The following is a 23,653-nucleotide window of genomic DNA, read 5'->3' as shown; positions in this document are numbered from 1 at the left end:
TTATTAAACTGCTAATCTTCTTGCAACCAAGAAAATCTAGGAGAAAACCAAAGATTATCAAAGAGAACAGTTAACGGCGCAAGGACAAATAAAGCCCAAAAAACTGCGGTAGAAAGAAAGAAATAATTTCGCAAAATAAAGGTAAAAATGGCAATACAAACTGCCCAAATTATACGACCGATGGGAGCGTTAGGAATAGATCGGGGATCTGTCACCATAAATAATGCAAACAGTATTAACGAACCACTCATCAACCGATGTAAGTAAACATCCCAAGTCCAACCTAGCCAAATATTACGCACTGCTTCTAGTAGGGAATATGCACTTAAAAAAGCTGCGGTAGTGTCCCAACGACCAACTTTTTGTAAAATCATTCCTCCTGTACCAAAAAATAACAGTCCATACCACCATTCGTCCCCCCATTGTCCAGGGGAAACCCAAGCATCAGAGGTAAGGGATAAGGCGGAAATAATGCCAAAGTTGGCAGGGTTGAAAAAATGCTTATCACCTGTTTTCAAGATAAATTTGCTACTTATTGCCGTTGCTGCGGCTAAAACCATAGTTGTCCAATGGTCAGCCCGTAGTAGTAAACTAAGTCCTAAAGCAGTAATTAAAGAACTACGGAAATTAAATGTTAACTTATTGTCATTTGCTGTGGTAGTTAATAATGACCAATGACTAATGAATAATGACAATATCCATTGTGTGACTAGACAAGTGGCGATCGCAATTAAAATCAACTCAGGCCGCAATGTCCAGTCCCTAGCAGCAATTCCTAAAATCAGGAATACACTGAGAAAGAGAATTTGATAGTCTCGAATATCTGTGAACATTATCCCTGTGTACGGGTTTACCCCTAACTTTTCATTAATTTAGACTAGAGTTAGAGAAAATCATCTTCTTGTTTCAAAAATCGTAACAACTGACAACTAAGTAGGTAGGTGTTAAAAATTGTCGTTATGACAAGGCAAGAGGCAAGAGGCAAAAGGCAAGAGAGGTTTTTAGATTAATTTACTTTTCTTTAGATACTTTGGTTTTTTCCCGTCGTTCTACTTACAGCATATTTCATCTTAGTCAGGTACAAACGGAAATCATAAAACCCTTGTGGAACAGGCATCCTGCCTGTTAGCCTTGTACCTCATAACTTAGGAAACGGCTGTATTACCCTGACTCCTGAATAATTCATAAATTATTAAATCTTTGCATTTGGCTTTTTTCCTGGATTCATCCACGCTTCTAACCGACTAAAAGCTTGAGAAGAAACCAAGGTTAAACATAAATAAATCACAGCTACCGCTGCGTAAATTTCAAAGGCGCGATAATTTTCTGCAACTATTAACTGTCCTTTTCTAAACAATTCCTCAAAACCAATTACCGCAACTAAACTGGTATCTTTTAATAAGCTAATAAATTCATTACCCAAAGGGGGAATCATGCGCCGGAAGGCTTGGGGAAAAATTACATGACGCATAGTTTGTACAGAATTTAAACCCAATGATTTGGCTGCTTCTGTTTGTCCAATTTCTATTGATTGAATCCCAGCCCTAACTATTTCTGCAATGTAAGCAGCACTATTTAAACTTAAAGCCATGACTCCCGCAACGAGGCGATTTAATGATAAGGTAAAACCCAATTCTTGCCAAAGTGCAGGTATACCAAAGTAAATCATAAATATCTGCACTAATAAAGGTGTACCTCGGAAAAAATCTATATAAGTTCTGGCTAACCACTGCACAGGTTTAATTGCCGAAAGGCGAATAATTCCTATGAATGAACCACCAATTAAACCAAAGAAAACTGATATAATTGCTAGTTGCAATGTCACCAAAACACCAGTTAATAAATTCGGTAATGATTGCAATATTAAGCCTAAAGAATTTACAGTAGGGGCGTTTTGATTTGCAAATAGTGTTTTTTCTGGTAATACTGGCGGTGTTGACTTAAACCATTTTTGATAAATTTTTGGATAAGTTCCGTTTTCTAATACTTTTGTCAAACCTTGATTGATTAAAGATAAATAAGGTGATTTTTTAGCAGTAGCAATTCCGTAAAATTCCTCTGTGAGTAATTGTTGTATAACTTTGATTCCTTGGAGATTACCTGTATTAATGGCGTATAATGTAACAGGTGCATCGTTAATAACTGCGTCTACATTTCCATTTAGTAATTCTTGTAATGCTAATGGTGCAGAATCAAAACTGCTCACCTGCGCCCCAGGTACAGTTTTAGCTGTTTCTGCTCCTGTTGTCCCAATTTGAACGGCGATTTTTTTATTTTGTAGACTTTCAAAACTATTAATTTCTTGGTTATCTGTGCGAATAGCTATCGCTAACCCAGCTTTAAAATAAGGACGAGAAAAATCTACAGTTTTTGACCTTTCTTGAGTGATGGTAATTGAACTAATTGCCACATCTACGGTTTTAGCTTGCAATGCGGGAATGATGCCATCAAAAGGTAAACTTTGAAAATCTACCTGGAAATTAGCCGCAGTTGCGATCGCTTTCATTAAATCAATAGAAAAACCCTGTAACTCTCCCCCATTCTGTTGAAACTCAAACGGTGGAAATGCTGGTTCAGTCGCTACTCGCAGAGTTTTTGCCACACTAGGATTCACACTACAACTAGCTAATAGCCAGCAACTTAAACCTATCACTAAACACCAACGCAACCAACACCCAAATAAAAATTTTACCATTTATCCCTTGATTTAAAAGTAACTTAGATCATAATCTTCTCAGAAAATTTATGGAATTTCCCCATCGCTTTACTGAGATCACATATACTCTACATAACCAGTATTTTATTATACAATAATTAATCCATGTATGGTTATAATGTTATTTTTCTAGCTATTGGTATAGCATGAATACTGACTGCTAGTGTATTATTCATAATAGGAATCTATTAATTCCACACCAAAAACCTCAGAAAATGACTGAGCTATACAAGAACGCACTTCTAAACTTATGATACCGGGAATCCATTCTGCTAGACTGCCAACAGGCTTATCAGTAATACCACAGGGTACAATGCGATTAAATCCTGTCATATCAGGACAAACATTTAAAGCAAAACCATGCATTGTCACCCAACGACTCACTTTAATGCCGATAGCTGCAACTTTTCTTCCTTCTAACCACACACCTGTAAAACCGGGAATGCGTTCTCCCTGCAAACCATAATTTGCTAAAACACGAATTAATACTTCCTCAAGTTGACGCAAATACCAATGCAAATCTTGACGATAACGTTGCAGATTTAAGATTGGATACCCTACCAGTTGTCCAGGACAATGATAAGTAACTTCGCCACCTCTTTCAACTCGATGCACATTATATTCACTTTTGTCAAGGTCAAATTTAAGAAATTCCGGGTTTGCACCTTGTCCTAAAGTGTAAACTGGCGGATGTTCCAGCAAGATGAGTACATCTTCGAGATCGGGGTTATTGATGCGTTCTTTGAGTAGCGATCGCTGCCATTGAAGAGCATCTACATAAGGCATTAATTCTTTGTTATACAAAAAACAGCGGTGCTTGTGAGGTGTCTGAGTATGGATCATGGAAAAAATCAATGAGGGGAAGCAGGGAGCAGGGAGCAGGGAGCAGGGTGCAGGGTGCAGGGAGCAGGGAGCAGGGTGCAGGGGGAAGGGAGCAGGGTGCAGGGTGCAGGGTGCAGGGGGAAGTTAATAACCCAATGCCCAGTCACCAGTCCCCAGTCACCAGTCACCAGTCACCAGTCCCCAATCACAGATCACCAATCACCAATCACCAGTCCCCAGTCACCTATTCTCTGAATATATGTTGCAAAAAAGTAAGAATTGGGTCAACAAATGTCAAGCAATGCAAAGGATCTTAAAGGAAAGTCAACGAAATAAACTTTATCCACAAGAAAGTGTTAGTTTAAATATATAACCTCAATGGTGATGGGAGGAATTACCTGCAATAAGCATCACGCCAAAACAAGAGAAATAGAATGGCTGATGGTATCTTCAGAAGTTGTTGACATCGATCAGAATCAAAACTTCTATTCTGGCTGGCATAATTAATATATAGAAAGAGCAAGCCAACAGAAGAATCACAAGAGGAGCTACTTCTAGAATTGTAAATAAAAGTTGCTCAAACTGAAAAAGCAGGTACAGAACAGCTAATAATGATTGATTGAAAGTTTTTCTTTGCAGATCCAGTTGTCTGGCAAGCAGTTGGATACTAACACAGAGTTTCACAAACTAAATCAAAGCTAGAGGTACTTATAGTTAAGATGCAACAACTTGAGAAACAAATACAAAAGCCTTACATTAAAAGCAGTTCACAATTTGTATTGGCGGCAGTGATAGACCTTACCGCAATCTCTGTGCATACAAAACCCATTCACATCAAATAAATATTTAGCTAAATATTTAGCGGGAGAGTTTACATGAAGCTTGTCATCCACGGCAAAAATATTGAAATTACCGATGCAATTCGAGAATATGTGCATCAAAAAATTGAAAAAGCAGTTAGTCACTTTCAAAACATCACGAATGAAGTAGATGTCCATTTAAGTGTAGCTCGCAATCCGCGAATTAATACTAGACAAGCGGCTGAAGTCACTATTTATGCTAATGGTAACGTCATCCGTGCAGAGGAAAGCAGCGAGAACTTATATGCAAGTATTGACTTGGTGGCAGATAAAATATCCCGTCAACTGCGAAAATACAAAGAAAGAAGACAAGAACACAAAACCCAGCCTATACCAACTAATGAAGCCGTAGTTGCCGAACCAGTAGCAGATTTAATCGGCGATCGCACTCCTGAACTACCAGGAGAAGTAGTCAGGACTAAGTATTTTTCCATGCCTCCGATGACAGTTGTAGAAGCGCAAGAACAACTGCAACTTGTAGGACATGACTTTTATATGTTCCGTAACGCCGAAACAGGAGAAATCAACGTTATTTATGAACGTAACCACGGCGGTTATGGCGTGATTCAACCCCGCAACCCTAACACTAACGGACAAACTAACGGCAAGAACGGCAAAACCGCCCAAGGTAATATTTCCATGCCGGAAAAGTCTAAAGTCTGATTTCAGGTGATTGGGGACTGGGGACTGGGGACTGGGGACTGGGGACTGGGGACTGGGGACTGGGGACTGGGACAAGATTTTAGATTTTAGATTTTAGATTTTAGATTTTAGATTGGAGTACATGAAATACAATCCAAAATCCAAAATCCAAACTCCAAAATCCAAACTCCAAAATCCAAACTCCAAAATTGTATCACCAATCACCAAATCATCTTGCAGCCAACTGTTGTAACATTTTCAAGGTTTCCTCAACGTGACCTTTAAAGTTAAACATGGAATCAAACACAGATTTAACAATGCCGTTTTGGTCTATTACGTAAGTTACCCGGCCGGGGATAAAACCAAAAGCAGTAGTTGCACCATATTGTTTTCTAACATTGTCGCCTTTATCACTCAACAGTGTAAAAGGTAAATTGTACTTAGCTGCAAACTTCTGATGAGATTCGCTAGAGTCACCACTTACGCCGATGACTTCAGCACCAGCAGCTTTAAATACTTCATATTGATCTCGGAAAGCGCAAGATTCCGCAGTACATCCAGGGGTGTCGTCTTTAGGATAAAAGTAAAGGACGACAGCCTTTTTGCCGCGAAAATCCTTTAAACTGACTGTAGAACCGTCTTGAGAGGGTAGACTAAAATCAGGTGCAGTATCTCCAATGTTGATAGCCATATTAAAAAATTCAAAATTCAAACAATATTTAACAAAATATTACCTTGTAACTAGTATATAAATTTTTCTTGATAACGGTAGTTTAATATTCATCAAAAAAAACTATTTCGCTTATGCGCCTGACTTCACTGGATGTATTTCGTGGTATTACTATTGCGGGTATGATTCTTGTCAATATGGCGGGAGTCGCAGAGGCTAAATATCCCCCTTTAGATCATGCGGACTGGAACGGTTGTACACCCACCGATTTAGTATTTCCTTTCTTTCTGTTCATTGTTGGTGTAGCAATGAATTTCTCTTTATCAAAGTACACCGCTAATAACAAACCTACCAAAACTGTTTACTTACGTATTCTGCGCCGCGCTGCTATTCTCTTTGTATTAGGATTAATACTTAACGGCTTTTGGAATAAAGGTGTTTGGACTTTTGACTTTAGTAGTCTCCGCTTGATGGGGGTATTGCAAAGAATAGGTTTAACTTACCTTTTTGCATCTTTGATAGTTTTAAAATTACCCCGCAAAAGTCAATGGATATTAGCAGGAATATTACTTATTGGTTATTGGATAACAATGATGTATGTCCCTGTTCCCGGTTATGGTGCGGGAGTGCTGACGCGGGAAGGTAATTTTGGCGCATTTATTGACAGATTAATTATTCCCAAACCACATTTATATAAAGGTGATGGGTTTAATTTCATGGGAGATCCAGAAGGATTATATAGTACAATTCCAGCAATAGTTAGCGTTTTAGTCGGTTATTTTGCAGGAGACTGGATTAAAAATAAAAAACAGGCTAATTCACAAACTAGCATGGATTTAGTTTTATTTGGTTTGTGTTGTTTAGTAATTGGAATTATTTGGGATGTAGCATTTCCCATTAACAAGAAACTCTGGACAAGTTCCTATGTTTTGTTTACCAGCGGTTGGGGGTTAATGTTATTAGCGGGTTGTTATGAATTGATAGAAGTGAGAGGGATAAAACGCTGGAGTAAACCTTTTGAGGTGATGGGGTTAAATGCGATCGCTATTTTTATCGCCTCAGTTTTGTTAATCAAAGTCACAGTAAGAACTCAAATTGGTACTGGTGAAAATGCCATTAGTATCTACAATTGGATTTATCAAAATATCTTGGCATCGTGGGCGGGAAATGCCAACGGTTCATTTTTATTTGCACTTTTTACCCTGTTGTTTTGGTATGGTGTGGCGGTTTTAATGTATCAGAAACGCTGGTTTATTAAAGTGTAAATAATGTAATTAAAACCTTTGTGGGACAGGCATCTTGCCTGTCCAATATTTTGTTAGATATTGTTTCCAAATAATTACGAAAATAGTAAAAATGAGTCCGCATTTGCGGACATTTACTCAACAAAATCCTTACATCAACTACACCCCAACCTCCGCAGCTTCCAAAGCATTCACTTCATCAACCACTCGCCAAATTTCCTGCATCAACTCATCTAAACCAGTGCGAGTTACAGCCGAAATAATAAAAACCGGAGCTAAAGAAAGATGATTTAATTGTGTAGCTAAAGCCTCTAAATCAACACTTGCCCTATCAACCGCATCAATTTTATTTAACGCCAAAATTTGCGGACGTTTAGCCAAACCCCTTCCGTAAGCTTTGAGTTCTTCTTGAATAGTATGGAAATCACCAATTACATCTTCACTTGTAGCATCAATTAAGTGTAATAAAACCCTAGTCCTTTCAATGTGCCGCAAAAAATCATGACCCAAACCAGCACCATGAGAAGCACCTTCAATTAAACCAGGAATATCTGCAAAAACAGTACCATCACCTGTGGGTTTTTTCACTACTCCCAAATTAGGAACAAGAGTTGTAAAAGGATAATCAGCGATTTTCGGACGTGCAGCAGACAAAGAAGAAATTAAAGTTGATTTACCAGCATTTGGTAAACCAATAATTCCCACTTCTGCTAACAGTTTCAACTCCAAACGTAAAAATTTATGTTCACCTTCTAAACCAGGAAGGGCATATTCTGGGGCGCGGTTACGGTTACTTAAAAAATGTTGATTTCCTAAACCACCTTTGCCACCTTCAGCAGCCAGAAAACGTTGTCCAGGTTCAACTAAATCACATAACAAAGCGTCCGTTTCCCCATCATAAATGGCAGTACCACAGGGAACTTCAATAATTAAATCTTTGCCGTTTGCACCTGTACAATTATTAGGACCACCACGACCACCATTATCGGCTTTAAATATATGTTTATATCTAAAGTCTAATAAGGTTTGTAAGTTGGTATCAGCCACAAAAATCACTGAACCACCTTTTCCTCCGTTACCACCAGAAGGACCACCTGCTGGTACATATTTTTCTCTGCGAAAAGCGACGATACCATCGCCACCTTTACCGGCTTGAACTTCAATTACTGCTTGATCGATAAATTGCATAATTTAATTATTGGGCATTGGGCATTGGGCATTGGGCATTGAAAATTAGCTATTAGTTGTCTTTTCTGTTTCCTATTGATTTTAAGTAAGCACTAAGTTTAGGTAACAGTTCCTCAATAATTGGTTTGAATCGGTTTATTTGTTCATTGGTTAATAATTGTCTAGAGTATGCTAGTCTTAACAAACTTATTGTTTAATATAAAGACCCTCTAGCAATTTTTACAAATCAGCGATTATCTTGGCCATTATATCGCCCCCTGCCTTCCTCAATATTGGTACAAACACTATCAGCAGCCTCACAATTTGCTTGCCTATAGTATCCTTGGCGAAATAGTCCCATTCTTTAACAATATACCAAATTTGATTAGCTAACTTTTCAGCTAATTTGTAAACCTCTAAATTTTCAAAATCTGGTCTATTCATTAAATACAAGAATTATGCACCTGGTTTATTTGTTAAGGGCGGGAATAGAGCATAAAAAATCTTCCATGCTCCATACCTAATGCCTAAATATACTGTGAAACATCCTCCTGACATTCATCAGCAAGGTAGGAAAGAGCGCGAAAGCGTAAACCTACTAATTGTTCATACAATGGGTTGATTTTGCACATTGGGGGAATATGGACTATTTTTTTACCAAATAGGGTGACATCTCTTTCAAAAGGACACTGGGAAGGAATCATTTTACATAAAAATCTGGCAACTCTAGGATCATGAATTTCTAACCCGTCTAACCAATCCCGAAGCGGGTGCAATATATCTGGTGGGTGTAGGGTGGTTTCTTGTACTTGTTTGGGATGTTCCAATGTGTGACGTAAAGCTGTGAGGGCTTGGGTGTCTAATTCCAAAGCTTGACAAAACTTGTGTAAAATTTTTTCTTCGCTGGGAGAATATATTCCATCAGCGATCGCCACCATCACTGCTGTCCGCAAAAAATTTTCCCCAACTGCTGTACCTTTACCCAACACAGCAGCTAATTCTTCAGGTGTAATTATCTCTAATGAATCCCATTTCAGACAAGGGGCTAATTCATCTTTGGTAATGCTGTTAATTAACTCCTGTTCTTGGGCATCAAAATTACCATCAGCCCAAGCAATAGTTAGTAGTCCACGTAACCAAACCGTAATTTGTTCGCTACTGTAGGGGGTTTTAACCGCACTTGTCATAAAAACTCACGCCTCAAGATATTCAAGACATTCAAGATATTATCAATCATTCATTTCTAAACTACCCCAATCGTCTGTTTTGCGCTAAAATCCCTTTTACAAAGATTATTGATAATTTTTTCTATTTACTACTTTAAAGGAGGCAAAAGGCAGGGGAAGATTAATAATCTAATAATGCCCAATCACCAATCACCAATCACCAATCACCAATCACCTATGTTTTTTTTCGGAATTGAACATGAAGTTGCTTTTCTTAACCATGAAGGAAAGTTTGCTGATTTCTCTTGTACAAAATTTGCTGATTTTCAGCAAATAGTTGACAAATTACCTCTTTACCCCCATGACTACCCACAATTGAGGGTTGGTGATGCTGGTATTAAAAAGAAGCGATGGTATATTGAGGGTTTTGAAAGATTTGCTGATTCAGAAGCAGTAATTGATTGTGTAGCTAAAGGCATCGAAATTAGAACTACTATAAATTCTACTATTCAAGGTGCAATTGATGAATTAACAGCTAGTTTTTCTTTACTACGTGAGACAGCTGCTAGTTTTGGTTTTTCTCCTGTTTTAATCAGTTTTAATCCCTATACTTGTGTTTTTGAACCCCAACCACCATTAAATGATTTTGAACTTAGGCAATTACAAGCTTATCCAGATGAACAAACTGCCCATATTTACATGGTTTCCTATGGTCCAGATTTAAATATTTCCATAGCAGATTTGCCTATAGAAAATGTAATTGATATTGGGAAAAAACTGACCTATTACAGTCCTTTTATTGTTCCTTTTAGTTACAGTTCTCCGTTTTATAATGGCAGTTTATGGGAAGGTTTATCAGTGAGGACATTTATCAGAACTGGCAAAAGATCAGCAACATTAGTGTTTGTGGAAAACCAGGAACATTTAATTAAAAGTGTACCTTCATTAACGAAAATTGCCCGCATTCCCGCAGAAGTAGGAAGAATCGAATTTAAAGCTTGTGATAGCTGTGATAATTTTTCTATTTATGCAGGGTTACTGGCACTGTTAAAAGGTTTGGCTTTAGATAAAACCTTGGAAGGTAGAGCTATTGTACCTGATACAACTTTACATCAAATTTCAGCCAAAGCAGGATTTGATCATGATGATATTTTTCTAAATGCCACCAAAGTTTTACACGCTGCTGAAAATGCTCTAGAAAATGACCCAGATATTAAATTTTTAGCCCCATTAAAAGATATTTTGGCAAATCGCAAAACCAAATCCCATCAACTAATTGAAATGTTTGAAAATCTAGGTTCAATTGAAGAAACAATCAAGAGAACTTATGTTTGAGGTAATTGGTAATTGGTAATTGGTAATTGGATAAAAACAACTATCAATTATCAATTATCAATTATCAATTATCACCTGTCACCTGCTGACTTGGTGGAATCTTCTGCATAGGAATAAGCACTTCCATTACAGATTTAACAATAGGCGCTGTCACAGTTCCACCATAGGCATTTGCTCCTTTTGGTTCATCGACTATTGCCAAAACTACATAACGGGGGGCTTCTGCTGGGACAATACCCACAAAGCTAGTAATTCTTGCACCGGGAATATATCCACCTTTAGGAGAGGCTTTTTGGGCTGTACCGGTTTTACCTGCAATACCGTATCCTTTGATTTGAGAAGCTTTACCACTTCCCTGAGAAACCACAGTTTCCATCATGTCCATGACCTTTTGGGTAGTTGTAGGTGAGAAAATCTGGCGTGGTGCTGGTAGATTAGGTGAGTAGTGAATTTTACCTTGATTATCAATCAAGCCTTCAACTACATGGGGTGTTATCAATTTACCACCATTAGCCAAAGCGCCGTGCATTTGCACCAGTTGTAAAGGTGTCAAAGAAAAACCTTGCCCAAAAGAAGTAGTTGCTGGTTCTAGATTAGAGGATAGGAATTTTTCTTGCCTTTTGAGACTGCCACTGACTGCAAAAGGCAAATCTGTATCCATTTTTTGTCCTAGTCCCAGTTTTTCTAACCAGTTATAATATGTTCTCGGCTTCAGACGTTGGATAATTTGTACCATACCAACGTTGCTAGAAGTTTGTAAAATTTCGGCAATATTAATTCGTCTAAAACTGTTAATTTCTGCGTTTTTGATAATGCGGTCAGCGACTTTAATAGTACCTGGGTCATTAAATACATCCTCTGGTTTGATGACACCATTTTCCAGAGCGATCGCCACAATTAAAGGTTTAAAAGTAGAACCTGGTTCATAAAGATCCGCGACAGGCCAATTTCTAAACAGTGAAATATCTGCTTTGGAATATTGATTTGCATTATAGGTAGGATGAGAAACCAAGGCCAATAATGAACCATCGGTGGCATCCATCACAATTACAGCACCGCGTTTAGCCTGAAACTTGTCAATCTGTTCTTTGAGTGCCGTCCGGGCTGCCCGTTGTAAACGATTATCAATAGTGAGTTGCAGTTTTAAATCATCAGAATGCAAAAATCCTTCTGGTGCATAGGTTGGCATAATTGCACCGTTACCAGCCCGACTGAGACGCACTGTTTGCCTGGAGCGTTCCAATAGTGTCTCTTGACTATATTCAACCCCCGCCTGACCCTGACGGTCAAGATTAACATAGCCCACTACATTAGCAACCAAATCATCTTGTGGGTAGAAACGGGAATATTTTTGAATAAATTCCAAGCCATTCAAGCGGAATGAAATCAAGCGATCGGCAATATTTTCGCCAATACCATTAGCAATTAGAATACCGCTGCTTCTACTTTCAAATGTTTTTACTAACTGACGAGCATCTTTGTTGAGAATTGGTGCAATTTTTTCTGCTATTTCCTCCTTAGACTTATCAAATAGTTTGGGATGGGCATACAGGGTATATACTGGACGGTCAATGGCCAACATATTGTTATTGCGATCAACCACTGGGCGACGGGGTATAAAAGGACGCACATTCACCATTTGCTGGTTTCTTGCCCTTTGAGTGAGTTTTGCACCATCAATAATTTGCAGTCGATACAAATTGAAAGCCAACCCCAACCCAGCAGCAACCAATATACCCCAAACTATCAACAGTCGAGACTTGGGATTGGTTGCTTGAGCTTGAGGAAAACCATTCTCTGGTACAGCTTGTTTGTAGAACTTGCGCCGCCTTGTAAACTTTAAATTCTGCAAATTTCTCAATTTTGTTCGGCTTGGTGACTTCTGCATTGGGTTTTTTTGTGTCAGTTCTCAGTTGTTAGGGAACAGGGAACAGGGAACAGGGAATAGGGAACAGGGAATAGGGAACAGGGAACAGGGAATAGGGGTAATCAATTAGCAATCACCAATCTCTTTAAATTTTAATATCCTAATGGAGAGGAAGTTTGGGACTGCACTTGTGAATTGGGAATTATACTTGAGGATGCTGACTTTGGACTAGGGGATGTTGGTGGCAAAAAAATTGTCTCCCCTGGAGTTGGTAATTTTAGTCCTGCTTCTGCTTTTTCTCCCTCTTCAGCCATCTTTTTGATCAGTGCTGCATTGATTGTGTTCAACTGCCGCTCATGACGTTGTAGGCTTTGCAGAGTGCGGTAATATTGACTCCAAAGCTCTTGAGAATAGACTGTCAAACCATAAACCACCAGTGTTGCAGCCACAGATACAAATGTCGCAGCTGAGGAATAACGATAGACAGCGTGCAAGCGTAGCAACCATATCGGTGTGGATGCAGCAGTAGACATCTCATTTAGGTGTTTATCCTTGGACTGCCCATTCACATTTGTGGTATTTGTGACTGTTTTTTGTCCAGAATTTTTCTCCAATGTTGATACTACTGCCTCACTGACTAGAGAAGTTGATATTTTTCTAGGGGAATTACGTTTTCTTTTAGAGCGCACTACTGTGGATGCACTATTCGATTTAGAATTTGTTTGCATATTTTTTAACAGGATACTAGAGCCGATACCTTTTTGCTAACTAATGCTAACAAATACATAAGTTGAGATTATCTCTCAACCAAGGCGTATCAACCAATGCACGAAGACTTGTGTCGAGCGCAAGCCGAGACATAAATTCCTCGCGCACCATTCAAATCTCGGTTCATAGTTTTACCATCTATCCGAGATTTGATAGTTTTAGATCCCCCTAGATTATTGATGATTTCACCAGTCCAACTTACTGTTTTTGAAGTGTATGCTTCATTAACATCAACCACTATTTTATTAAATTCGTGCGCTTTATGTTTGATAAATTGCTTGAATTTGTAGTGACTTAAAGTAAGCATTTGTCGGACTGATTTAGACTTAATCCTTCTCTTGACTTTTCTAGACATCATAGATGTCTCAAAAGTAGGAAGTAGAATCACATCAAAATTATCAACCAAAAATCTAGCTGTCTTTTTATGCAACTCGTCTACTAGATATTTAATCTTTCCTCTTAGCCGAGTTGCTGCATTTTTTAATCTCTTCTTCTGTTTGCTCTTAGCCTTAGATATTTTGCTAATTAACTTATCTAATTTGAAACAAAGTTTCTGGGTTCTTAGATTAGCATTTTCGCCTAACCATCCAAAGCAATTATCCGCAAAGAAGGTTAAAAAATTTCTAATTCCGGGATCTAAAGCTACAACACGACCTTGGTTCTCGGTTTTATGCCGTAGACTTTCTATTGGTAAGCAGATGTAATAATCTCCGTAAAATGAGACTAATCTACAATCTCCAAACCCATCAGGGAGAGGATCTTTATATTTTAGCTCTCCTAACACAGTGTGATAAATTCCTGCATCTTTTACAGCAGATTTGGGAATATAACAAGACTGCACAGGATCTTTTTTGGTTCTGAATCTACACCTGCTAATTCCACCACCATTAATATACTTTTTCTTAGCATTTTTAACAGCTTGGCAAGCATCTTTAATGGCAATAGATTTAATTTGATATGGCGCATCTTTACACCATTCAGGTAATCCTTGGATAATCCCAGTTTTTATCCCTTTCCAGTTGGCTTTTGTTTCTGGAGTTTGTAAATACCGAATTGTTTCGTTATAAACAAATCTGGAAACACCAAACCAATATTTAACCTTCCTTTTCTGTGCAGGACTCAATTTCAGATAAATCCTCTTTGATTTTTTTAAAGTATTTTCTCCAGTCCTGCATTCTACAGGAAAAAACGTGAAGGATTGATAGTAAATTTTATGGTGAGCGAAGCCGAACCACTTGGGTAAGCTCTGATTGTGGAGAGTGTACAGTTTTGTCGAGAACCACGATTTGTCCACCGTTTTGCTCGACCATATATTGTACAAGCTCAAATCCAAATCTTGCGAGTCTGTCCCGACAGGCAACAACAAGGATGAATTTATCTCCTTGCAGAAGTCTGTCCAGTAGGGAGCGCAGACCTTTTCTTTTGAAGTTGAGTCCTGAGCCGATATCTTTGATGATTTCTGCGTCTGGGTAGAGGGATTGCATATAAGCGATTTGTCTATCGAGGTCATCTCGCTGCTTTGAGGAGCTAACCCGACAGTAGCAAATAGTGGGAGTTCTAGTTGAATCGCCCCTGATGTATGATTCGACATCGTACAATCTTTGCCCTGCTGGGTTTTTAATGCTTTTGATTTTCCCCTCATCTGCATATCTCCTTAAAGTGTTTGGATGCAATCCCAGAAATTCGACCGCTTTTCTGAGTGGTATGTATGCCATGAGGAAAGTATAGCATTAGTTAGCGAAAGTTAGCAAATGATTAACTAGCTAATTTCCTCCCCGCAGGGGTAGGTTTTTAATATTATCTGTTGAGGCAGGACCACCGAAGACAAGGAGGTATTGTAGACAAGGAAGATTTTCTACAAAACAAGGTCTGTTTAGCCTCAGTTTTTGTTACCAATTGTACATTATTTGTACGGTTTTCCTCCCTTGTCCACTGTCCTTCCTTGTCCCCCAAGTCTTGCCCTCACGAAAATGTAAAATACCTACCCTTGTGAGGACCCCAGGGTGGGGTCAAATTTCGCTTGAACCAGGCACTTTTTGTAGCAACAGCTAATTTGCGGACAGCAGTCATGATTTTTGTAAATGATAGATTTTGTACTTAAACTTAATACATTTAAAATTATGGCAATGCAGAGCAGTCAGAAGCAATACCTAATACTCATATTGGTTTACCGTTAGAGATTACCCAAAAGTTGGGTGGAAATTTCTACTCTCAAAGCATTTCAAAAAAATCGACAAATAAGCTATTGTAGTCAACAGAGCAATTTTTAGTATTGCCTTAATTGGTGAAAGAGGAGTTATGAAAACAAAAATCTTTGGTTTGGCTCTCATGTTAAGTCTGGCTACCACTCTGGGAGCTTGTGAAGGTGGTGGCAATCCCGCTGGTACTACCACTACTCCCGCTGCTACACCAGCAGCTGGCGAGCCTGCTGACACTGGTGCTACCCCCGCTTCTGCTACAACAACACCAGAAGCTACCCCCGCTGCTACAACAACACCAGAAGCTACCCCCGCTGCTACTCCAAACTAAGACTGGATACGATAATTTATTGAGGATAGCGATTCTCTCTGCATCGCAATCACATAAATAATTTGATCAGGCATCCAGAATGGTAAACAGTATGAGATAACCTTCTTGGCAGGACAATCAAAACCAAAGCGGAGCGACTCGACTATGATAAAATCGAATCAATCCGCTTATGGTTATCAATTGATAATTGTTTCGGTAATTGTCAATTGTTCATTGTCCATGATTGCAACAATTGTCTTTACTTAGTTAGAAAGTAGCTTTATGTTGCTACTGCAATTCAGTACATCTCACTATTGTCGTAAAGCTCGACTGGTTTTAGGTTACAAGGGTATTAATTATCAGGTAGAAAATCTCACTCCTGGCTTGCACATCCTCAAGGTGAAGCCATTAACAGGTTTAACTACTCTGCCTGTTTTGTTGCCGCAAATAGAGGGACAACCCCAAGCTATTGGCGACTCTACGCAAGTTTTAAAATTTTTAGAATCGTATCAACCAGAACCTTCATTATTTTTCAGTAACCCGGAACAACAAACAGAAGCTTTGATGCTGGAAGACTGGTTAGATGAAAGCATTGGTACTGCTACAAGGTTTGTATATTATCATTTTCGGGCTGGTGAAGGTAAAAACATTGATCCCTCTTTATCCAGTCAAATAGTGATTGGTGTGGTTAGGAAACAATATGGTATTAACAATGCTAGTGTAGAATTAGCTACTAAAAGGCTGACAATTGCCCTAGAAGAATTATCTAAACGCTGGCGAAGCAGCGAATATTTAGTAGGCGATCATTTGAGTGTAGCTGATATTGCCGCAGCCGCTTTATTGAGTCCTTTAGCACTTATTCCTCAATATCGTCAAGGATATCCTTGGTTGTTTGAACGCATTGTCAAAATTCATCAATTGTGTGGTGAAGCATTACCACCAGGACTGTAAAAAGTCAAAAGTCAAAAATGAGATGTATGAAATTTTGGTTTTTGGGTATAAGTACCGCTATGTTAGTGGTGGTTAGTAGCCATTGGGGAACAAAGGTCATGGCATTACCACCTGTGGAGGATATACCAGAGGAGATATTGCGGACAGAGATTATTACCATTGGGCGATCGCCTATTGATGGTAAACTCTTAACTGCTGCTGAATATGCCCAAATACAAGCGCAACTACAAACCAGCCCCCCACCAAAACTTAATGCTCAAATCCGAGAAAAAATATTTCTGTTACAGTTACGCAAGACATTATTACAGCTTTTCCCTTTTTTAGATATTTAGGGGTTGCTGAATAAACCAAAAAGCCTCATAAATCAAAGGTTTGAGGCTCTTCAATAATGGACAATTAACAATTAAAAATTGACAATGACCTCTCCCTTAAAGGGCGGATTTTTTTTGGGTTTTTTCCCCTTGAAACCCACCTTCCGCACCCTAAACTGTCACACAACGAAGATTGACCGTTTGGGGATTTGAGATTGGCGAACTGCTTGCAGCAGCGCTTCGCTATCGCCACCTAAGATTTAGACTATTTTGTATCAAAATTATCCTCAAAGGTATTCAAAAATCCGAAATTACCGATTGTGACACTAGGGGGTGCGGAATGTGGGTTTGATAGCACCGTTGAAGGTTCGTTTGTGGACTATTCAAGAATCCCCCGGCTTTTAGCCGTGGGGAGTATCAAAACTGAATCACTAACCGATACTGTTAGTAACCGGGTGGAAATAAAAAGCAAAACCTAAAACTGTATAAGCAGCTAAAAGTAAAGTTCCTTCCAACCAATTAGACTTACCATCAGAACTAATGCTATTGGCAATTAAAACCGATACCGCTACAGCTACCAGTTCAAAAGGATTAAAATCTAAATCCATTGGTTGACCCATAAACCAACCTGCAATAACCAAAACAGGAGCAACAAATAACGCTATTTGCATACTTGAACCCACCGCAACAGATAAAGAAAGATCCATTTTATCTTTCATGGCCACAGTTACAGCCGTAGCGTGTTCAGCAGCATTACCAACAATGGGAACTAAAATTACCCCTGTAAACAAAGCTGTTAAACCTAGTTTAGAAGTAGCTACTTCCAAAGAATCTACCAATAATTCTGATTCTAAAGCCACCAGCAGAGTGCAAACTAAGAGTACACCACTCCACAACCAAAGATTGGGTTTTTCATGGGGAGTTTCTTCAGCTTCTTTTATCTCTGCTACACCTACATCATATAAATAGGCGTGAGTTTTCATAGAAAATAGCAGTGTCAAGCCATAAACTAAAATTAAGACTACAGCCACAGCTAGAGACAGATTTTGTACTACTTTTTCACTAATGCCAATGGAAGTGTAGTTCATAGCTGTGGGTAGCAAAATTGCTATAACCGCCAAATTCATCGATGAAGCATTTACCCTAGCTACCACCGATTCAAAAGTTTGTTCCTTGTAACGTAGTCCGCCTAATAACATAGAAAGACCCATAACTAGCAGTAAGTTACCGATAATTGAACCTGTGATACTGGCTTTAACGACTTCTATCAGTCCAGCATTGAGGGCAACCAAGGCTATGATCAATTCTGTAGCATTACCAAAGGTAGCGTTTAATAACCCTCCCAGCACCGGACCGACAACTACAGCAATTTCTTCGGTAGCTGCACCCATCCAAGCGGCTAGGGGCAAAATTGCTAATCCTGCGGTGATGAATACTACCAATTCTCCCCACTCCAAAAAGTGCGCTGCTAGGGAAATGGGGATAAAAACTAATAGGCCAAGAAAAATGATGTTTTTAGTTGACATTATATGATCTCGAATTTTGGATAGGTATAACCAAGATATAGGATACTGTCAAGCTTTCGGAAATTCTACTGTTTCAATGATTTCCGCAGATATATAAAATAAGATGACGATTTAATTCAATATTGCAATATTTTGTTGCAAAAGTATGACTTTCAACTTGGGTTTTATCACAAAAATGGGTTTTAATAGATTACAATACCGTTAATTGTCTTGGCTGATGAGCGTTGCCAGTGATATAATCCCCAATATGAAATTTTATGCCATCTTTGATCATTTTTCATCTACGAGGGAACAGTTGCGCGAGAATGCAGATTTCCTGACATATTGAGACAATTTTTGCCAAAATTCTGATTCGGTTTGATTTTCAAGCTGTTGTTTAAAGCGGATTAGACCATAAAACAAATGTAAAAAGGTACACATAACACACACTTTCGCCACAATTGCAATTTGACCTGTAATTTTAATTGGGATAAAAATATGATGACATCTGCTGCTGAATTGCCAGTAAACTCTGGCTTAACATTAACATTAAATCAATCAGAACCAGATTCTCAACACCTGACTGAAAATGATCCCCTGAAAAAACCCCGTGGTGTATACGTGACGGTGCATGGACATTTTTATCAACCACCTAGAGAAAACCCTTATTTAGATGCCATTGAACGTCAACCTAGTGCTACCCCTTTTCATGATTGGAATGAGCGCATTCATTGGGAATGTTATCGCCCCAATGCCTTTGCTAGAGTGCTAAATGACAAAAATGAATTATTGGGGATCGTCAATAATTATGAGTACATGAGCTTTAATATTGGTCCTACTCTGATGTCGTGGTTGGAACGCTACGATGTAGAAGTTTATCAACGAATTTTAGAAGCTGATGCTAAGAGTAGTCAAAGGTTAAATGGTCATGGCAATGCGATCGCCCAAGTCTATAATCACATTATCATGCCTTTAGCTAATGAACGAGATAAATATACACAAATTCGCTGGGGCAAAGCAGACTTTAAATCTCGTTTTGGTCGTGATCCCGAAGGTATCTGGTTAGCAGAAACGGCGGTTGATTATGCAACTATCAAAGCTCTCATTTCCGAAGGCATTCGTTTTATTGTCCTTGCACCATCCCAAGCTCAACGTTGTCGTCCTTTCGCCACAGAACATGATCCCCACCCTAAATGGCATGAAGTTGGAGGTAGTCAGATTGATCCTACTCGTCCTTATCGTTGTTATTTAAAGCCAACTCTGCAAACCACATCTTCACCTTTGAGTGTGACTAAAACCACTTCTCTAGAAAACACAGAAGGTTTACCTTATATTGATATCTTTTTCTACGATGGTCCGATATCACGGGATATGGGTTTTAGTGATGTGGTTTATAGTTCTCACCACTTTGCAGGTAGAGTAGGTGCAGCAGTACGCGGGGATCATCGTCCCGCACAGTTAATATCTGTAGCTACCGATGGGGAAACCTTTGGACATCACAAAAAGGGAACTGAGAAAACTTTAGCCTATGCTTTTATTGGTGAGTTTCCCCGTCACGGTTGGACGGTAACAAATTTTGCTCACTATTTAAGTTTAAATCCTCCGAGTTGGGAAGTGGAGTTAAAACCTGTCACCGCTTGGAGTTGCGCTCATGGTGTGGATAGATGGCAAGATGATTGTGGTTGTGGTGGAGAAGGTGGTGTTTGGCATCAAAAATGGCGCAAGCCGTTACGCAGTGCGTTGAACTGGTTGCGGGATCAGTTAATTGAAGTGTATGAGGAATATGGGAGAAAGTTATTTCGTGATCCCTGGTTAGCAAGGGATGAATATATTGAAATTTTACGCGATCGCTCTCCTGCTAATGTCACCCGTTTTCTCTCCCGTCATCAAACCCACAAACTTACTGCTACAGAACAGATAGATGCTTTGCGTTTGTTGGAAATGCAGCGCCACGCCTTATTTATGTTTACCAGTTGTGGTTGGTTTTTTGAAGAGTTATCCAGACCAGAAGGAACGCAAATTCTCCGCTATGCTGCTCGTGCTTTAGAATTAGCAGGAGATGTGGCAGGTGTGCAGTTGGAAAAAGGTTTCCTCAAACGTTTGGGTTTAGCTCACAGCAATGTGGAACACTTTAAACATGGTGCAGAAGTTTATCGTCAATTGGTGCTAACTGCCCAAATTGGATTTAAACAAGTTGCTGCCCATTATGCGATTACTTCCTTATTCAACAATCACAATAATGCGATCTCCACACAAGACAGATCGGAAAATCTGGAAACTTATCAAAAGCGTGTTTATTGCTACACAGCCAATGAGTTAGATTATCAATTGCAACGCATGGGCGCGTTAACTATGGCGGTGGGACACTTGAAGTTAGTGTCAGAAATTACTTGGGAAAGTGAAAATTTAGTATTTGCAGTGTTGCATTTAGGCGGTTGGGATTTTCACTGCTGCATTCAACAGTTTACAGGTAGACGTGATTATAGTCACCTCAAAGAAACTCTATTTACATCTTTGCAACAGGCCAGCGCGGCTCATGCTATTTTGGCAATGACAAAGATTTTTGGTGATGAAGCCTTTAGTTTGCAAAATCTGTTTGCAGAAGAACGTCATCGTATTATGCGGCTGTTAAGTCAGGAAACACTGAATAGATTAGACCAATTGTATACCCAGACATACAGGGAAAACTACGGTGTGATTATGGCTTTTCATCGGGATGGGTTAACAGTTCCTCAAGAATTGCAAGTAGCAGCGGAGATAGCTTTAGGTTATCGCTGTATGATGACATTGCGTAGCCTAGAGCAAGATATCACCGAAACCCAATTAAGTTGGAATCACATTTTAGAATTAGAGGCGATCGCCACTGAAGCTAAACATTTGCGTTGTCAGCTAAATATACCTGAAGGCAAACAGATATTAGAACAGTTAATTGTGCGTTTGCTGTGGCAATTATTACACGAGGCTAATGGTTCTTTTAGTACAGATATCCAAAGGTTAGAAAAGTTGATTGATGTGGGATATCAGTTAAATTTGGGTATTTCTCTGGAAAAATCCCAAGAACTATACTTTAGTTGTTTACATAGTCAAATAGTTCCCCTGTGTCTCACTAACTTGAACAACCCAACCGAAGCTAATCAGTGTCGTCATCTGCTAAAATTGGGGCAGAAATTAGCCGTTGATGTCAGCATGATTGGTGATCGGTGATCGGTGACTGGTGATTGGTGATTGGTGACTGGGAAAATACAAATAATTTCTCCCTGCTCCCTGATCCCTACCTTTGCCAATATCTAACGGCTATTACGCGCACCCGATTTAGAAGCAGATTCATTTTGCAACCGCAGCAAAGTATTATATATCTGACGCTTCAAATCGGCGTTGCTTTGAATTTCGACAGTAATTTGATTAAACCGGGCAATGCTTAAATTATTGGCTGATACTATGTTTTGAGAATCGTTACAATAATTAACAGCTATCTCCCTGGCCTTGTTTGGTAGGGAATTCATGCTGTTAGGGTCATTACAGACAATTTTGGGAATTTCTTCTCCACCAATAAGTTTTTTAATTTCTTTAAACGCAATTTGGCGCTTTGGCTCCATTTCTAATACAGACTGGGCATAGTTAGTAACTTCTGCATTATCAACTGGCGGAATTTGAGCATCTGCTTTCACAGTCAAACCCAAAGTAGCAATTAAACTCGCAGCGGCGAGAGTTGCAAATACCAAGGACTCAGAAAGTTTATGTTTAATTGAAGTTCGCAAAAAGACAAAATAATTTTCCTGCATACGATAGATGACACAGAATAATAGTAGAGATATGATAATAGATTTGATTTATTTTAGGAATCAGATGTTCCGGTAAAATCGGAATTTTGATCAAGGTTGGGACTGGGGACTGGGGAAGAAGCAGGGGGAAGTTATTTGTATTTTTCCCAACTACCAACTACCAATTACCACCAATTACCAATCACCAATCACCAATCACCGTTTCTGATATACTTGGCATAGTTCAACGACTTTAGTTTGTAGGATTGAGGTTTCTGAAGCTCCTTGTTTGAGGCTAACTTCTAATTCCAGCAGTAGGGGTAAAGATGAAATTAGTTGTTGTACAGAAAGAGATTTGACTTCTTGCTGTAAGAAGTAAATACGTTTGGGGTTATTGATTTCCGCTGCTTGGGCGATCGCTTGGGGGTTGCGCTCTCCTGTTTCCATCATAATCTTTACCCATAGCCATGTGCGAAACTGCCCTATCAAAGTGGCAACAATTCTTAAACCCGGTTCAGCCGCATTTATTAGATCCCCGACAATACCCAAAGCTTTAGCTGTATCACCCGTTCTAATAGCTGCTGCTAATTGCAAGGTGTTTTGAGTAGTATTTCTGACTAACTGAGTTACAGTTTTCACATCTAAAGGTTTATTACTACCTCCCATAAACAGGCGTAATTTCTCCATTTCTGTATAGAGAAGCCTGGTGTCGTTGCCTATAGACTCAGCTAATATTTCCGCAGTTTGGGAAGTTAATTTGATACCGACATCTTGAGCAACTTCATTGACAGCTTGTACCAACAACTCAGTTTTCCAGGGGGGAATAAGTGAAAACTCGCGGATTTCGGCAAATTGTTTGATAAATTTTGTAGCTTTGAGACGTTCATCAGGTTTACTGCGGCTTGTTACCAATAAAAAGGAATTTTCAGGAATTGCGGGTAAAGTCCGTTGTAATTCTGATAACGCATTTTCTGGACACTGTTGGCATAAATTAGAATTGACTAACCAAACCAAACGCCCACCAGCACCGAAAGCGGGAGTCATAACTTGATTTAAAGCCTGAATTATTGCATCAGGTTGATCTGGGGGAAAAGCGGTATAGTTAAAGCTTGTCCAAAGAGGATCAAGAACGCGATCGCGCAAAGCTACAACCGCCTTTTCCATCGCAAAATCATCTTCACCCCAGTAAACGTAGATTGGCATAAATTGGTGATAGTTGATAGTTGATAGTTGATAGTTGATATGTTGATAGTTGATATGTTGATATGTTGATATGTTGATAGTTGACAGAGAAACATAAAATTGATTACCCAGTCCCCAGTCCCCAGTCCCCAGTCCCCAGTCCCCAGTCCCCAGTCCC

The 23,653-nt window shown here is 39.2% G+C and carries 22 protein-coding genes; 8 read left to right on the top strand and 14 right to left on the bottom strand.

Features of this window, described 5'->3' with window-relative positions:
- Window positions 1-11 precede the first annotated feature (11 nt).
- The 3 genes from H6F47_RS12750 to lipB all read right to left on the bottom strand — a co-directional run bounded on the left by H6F47_RS12750 (window position 12) and on the right by lipB (window position 3,559).
- A complete protein-coding gene (locus H6F47_RS12750; RefSeq protein WP_137666918.1) occupies window positions 12-836 on the bottom strand; it encodes an RnfABCDGE type electron transport complex subunit D in 825 nt (274 codons plus the stop codon).
- 356 nt (window positions 837-1,192) lie between these two features.
- The gene (locus tag H6F47_RS12745) at window positions 1,193-2,695 is read right to left on the bottom strand and encodes an ABC transporter permease subunit (protein ID WP_096572083.1); all 1,503 of its coding nucleotides are present in this window, start codon (window positions 2,693-2,695) and stop codon (window positions 1,193-1,195) included.
- Between the two features lie 189 nt (window positions 2,696-2,884).
- Window positions 2,885-3,559 (bottom strand): lipoyl(octanoyl) transferase LipB, encoded by a 675-nt coding sequence (lipB, locus tag H6F47_RS12740; protein ID WP_190649456.1) that lies wholly within the window; start codon window positions 3,557-3,559, stop codon window positions 2,885-2,887.
- A 110-nt stretch (window positions 3,560-3,669) separates the two neighbouring features.
- On the opposite strand from lipB, the gene H6F47_RS12735 reads away from it, so the two are divergent.
- Both H6F47_RS12735 and raiA read left to right on the top strand, forming a co-directional pair.
- Entirely contained in the window at window positions 3,670-3,855 is a 186-nt protein-coding gene (locus H6F47_RS12735; RefSeq protein WP_162501857.1) for a hypothetical protein, read from the top strand.
- Between the two features lie 558 nt (window positions 3,856-4,413).
- Window positions 4,414-5,061: a ribosome-associated translation inhibitor RaiA gene (gene raiA, locus H6F47_RS12730; protein WP_190649454.1), complete on the top strand. Its 648-nt coding sequence runs from the start codon at window positions 4,414-4,416 to the stop codon at window positions 5,059-5,061.
- Window positions 5,062-5,269: 208 nt separating this feature from the next.
- Here the strand turns inward: raiA and H6F47_RS12725 are convergent, their stop codons facing one another.
- Window positions 5,270-5,731: a peroxiredoxin gene (locus H6F47_RS12725; RefSeq protein WP_137666923.1), complete on the bottom strand. Its 462-nt coding sequence runs from the start codon at window positions 5,729-5,731 to the stop codon at window positions 5,270-5,272.
- Window positions 5,732-5,844: 113 nt separating this feature from the next.
- On the opposite strand from H6F47_RS12725, the gene H6F47_RS12720 reads away from it, so the two are divergent.
- Window positions 5,845-6,975 (top strand): acyltransferase family protein, encoded by a 1,131-nt coding sequence (locus H6F47_RS12720; RefSeq protein WP_190347926.1) that lies wholly within the window; start codon window positions 5,845-5,847, stop codon window positions 6,973-6,975.
- 138 nt (window positions 6,976-7,113) lie between these two features.
- Here the strand turns inward: H6F47_RS12720 and obgE are convergent, their stop codons facing one another.
- From obgE to H6F47_RS12705, 3 genes are all read right to left on the bottom strand, one after another.
- A complete protein-coding gene (gene obgE, locus H6F47_RS12715) occupies window positions 7,114-8,142 on the bottom strand; it encodes a GTPase ObgE (RefSeq protein WP_096572078.1) in 1,029 nt (342 codons plus the stop codon).
- 219 nt (window positions 8,143-8,361) lie between these two features.
- Window positions 8,362-8,565 (bottom strand): hypothetical protein, encoded by a 204-nt coding sequence (locus tag H6F47_RS28880; RefSeq protein WP_307722510.1) that lies wholly within the window; start codon window positions 8,563-8,565, stop codon window positions 8,362-8,364.
- Between the two features lie 83 nt (window positions 8,566-8,648).
- Window positions 8,649-9,308: a Mo-dependent nitrogenase C-terminal domain-containing protein gene (locus H6F47_RS12705; RefSeq protein WP_137666925.1), complete on the bottom strand. Its 660-nt coding sequence runs from the start codon at window positions 9,306-9,308 to the stop codon at window positions 8,649-8,651.
- Window positions 9,309-9,524: 216 nt separating this feature from the next.
- On the opposite strand from H6F47_RS12705, the gene H6F47_RS12700 reads away from it, so the two are divergent.
- Entirely contained in the window at window positions 9,525-10,622 is a 1,098-nt protein-coding gene (locus tag H6F47_RS12700; RefSeq protein WP_190347933.1) for a glutamate--cysteine ligase, read from the top strand.
- Window positions 10,623-10,686: 64 nt separating this feature from the next.
- On the opposite strand, the gene H6F47_RS12695 is transcribed toward H6F47_RS12700, so the two are convergent.
- From H6F47_RS12695 to H6F47_RS12680, 4 genes are all read right to left on the bottom strand, one after another.
- Window positions 10,687-12,510: a penicillin-binding protein 2 gene (locus H6F47_RS12695; RefSeq protein ID WP_190347927.1), complete on the bottom strand. Its 1,824-nt coding sequence runs from the start codon at window positions 12,508-12,510 to the stop codon at window positions 10,687-10,689.
- Window positions 12,511-12,641: 131 nt separating this feature from the next.
- Window positions 12,642-13,217, bottom strand: a complete 576-nt coding sequence (locus H6F47_RS12690; RefSeq protein ID WP_190649452.1) for a hypothetical protein — start codon at window positions 13,215-13,217, stop codon at window positions 12,642-12,644.
- Window positions 13,218-13,306: 89 nt separating this feature from the next.
- The gene (locus H6F47_RS12685; RefSeq protein WP_347239083.1) at window positions 13,307-14,551 is read right to left on the bottom strand and encodes a transposase; all 1,245 of its coding nucleotides are present in this window, start codon (window positions 14,549-14,551) and stop codon (window positions 13,307-13,309) included.
- Complete coding sequence (locus H6F47_RS12680) at window positions 14,469-14,972, bottom strand: IS607 family transposase (RefSeq protein WP_242027388.1); 504 nt, start codon at window positions 14,970-14,972, stop codon at window positions 14,469-14,471. Before H6F47_RS12680 ends, H6F47_RS12685 begins: the two co-directional genes overlap by 83 nt.
- Window positions 14,973-15,555: 583 nt before the next feature.
- On the opposite strand from H6F47_RS12680, the gene H6F47_RS12675 reads away from it, so the two are divergent.
- The 3 genes from H6F47_RS12675 (at window position 15,556) to H6F47_RS12665 (ending at window position 17,048) form a co-directional block, all read left to right on the top strand.
- Window positions 15,556-15,786, top strand: coding sequence for a hypothetical protein (locus H6F47_RS12675; RefSeq protein WP_096572074.1), 231 nt, complete (start codon window positions 15,556-15,558; stop codon window positions 15,784-15,786).
- Between the two features lie 261 nt (window positions 15,787-16,047).
- On the top strand, window positions 16,048-16,716 hold the full coding sequence (locus H6F47_RS12670) for a glutathione S-transferase family protein (RefSeq protein ID WP_096572073.1): 669 nt from the start codon (window positions 16,048-16,050) through the stop codon (window positions 16,714-16,716).
- A gap of 17 nt (window positions 16,717-16,733) precedes the next feature.
- A complete protein-coding gene (locus tag H6F47_RS12665) occupies window positions 16,734-17,048 on the top strand; it encodes a hypothetical protein (protein WP_096572072.1) in 315 nt (104 codons plus the stop codon).
- A 410-nt stretch (window positions 17,049-17,458) separates the two neighbouring features.
- On the opposite strand, the gene cax is transcribed toward H6F47_RS12665, so the two are convergent.
- Window positions 17,459-18,553 carry a calcium/proton exchanger gene (cax, locus tag H6F47_RS12660; protein WP_190649449.1) on the bottom strand — a complete coding sequence of 365 codons (1,095 nt, stop codon included), beginning with the start codon at window positions 18,551-18,553 and terminating at the stop codon, window positions 17,459-17,461.
- Window positions 18,554-19,033: 480 nt separating this feature from the next.
- On the opposite strand from cax, the gene H6F47_RS12655 reads away from it, so the two are divergent.
- Window positions 19,034-21,736 (top strand): DUF3536 domain-containing protein, encoded by a 2,703-nt coding sequence (locus H6F47_RS12655; RefSeq protein ID WP_137668807.1) that lies wholly within the window; start codon window positions 19,034-19,036, stop codon window positions 21,734-21,736.
- An 83-nt stretch (window positions 21,737-21,819) separates the two neighbouring features.
- On the opposite strand, the gene H6F47_RS12650 is transcribed toward H6F47_RS12655, so the two are convergent.
- Window positions 21,820-22,314, bottom strand: a complete 495-nt coding sequence (locus H6F47_RS12650) for a DUF4168 domain-containing protein (RefSeq protein WP_137668803.1) — start codon at window positions 22,312-22,314, stop codon at window positions 21,820-21,822.
- A 195-nt stretch (window positions 22,315-22,509) separates the two neighbouring features.
- Window positions 22,510-23,496 carry a DNA polymerase III subunit delta gene (gene holA / locus H6F47_RS12645; protein WP_137668802.1) on the bottom strand — a complete coding sequence of 329 codons (987 nt, stop codon included), beginning with the start codon at window positions 23,494-23,496 and terminating at the stop codon, window positions 22,510-22,512.
- Between the last annotated feature and the right edge of the window lie 157 nt (window positions 23,497-23,653).

It is taken from the genome of Sphaerospermopsis sp. FACHB-1094, from assembly GCF_014696195.1.
Taxonomy (GTDB): domain Bacteria; phylum Cyanobacteriota; class Cyanobacteriia; order Cyanobacteriales; family Nostocaceae; genus Sphaerospermopsis; species Sphaerospermopsis kisseleviana.
The sequence above is the reverse complement of the archived record's forward strand: the minus strand, read 5'-3'. Positions and strand labels throughout refer to the sequence as shown.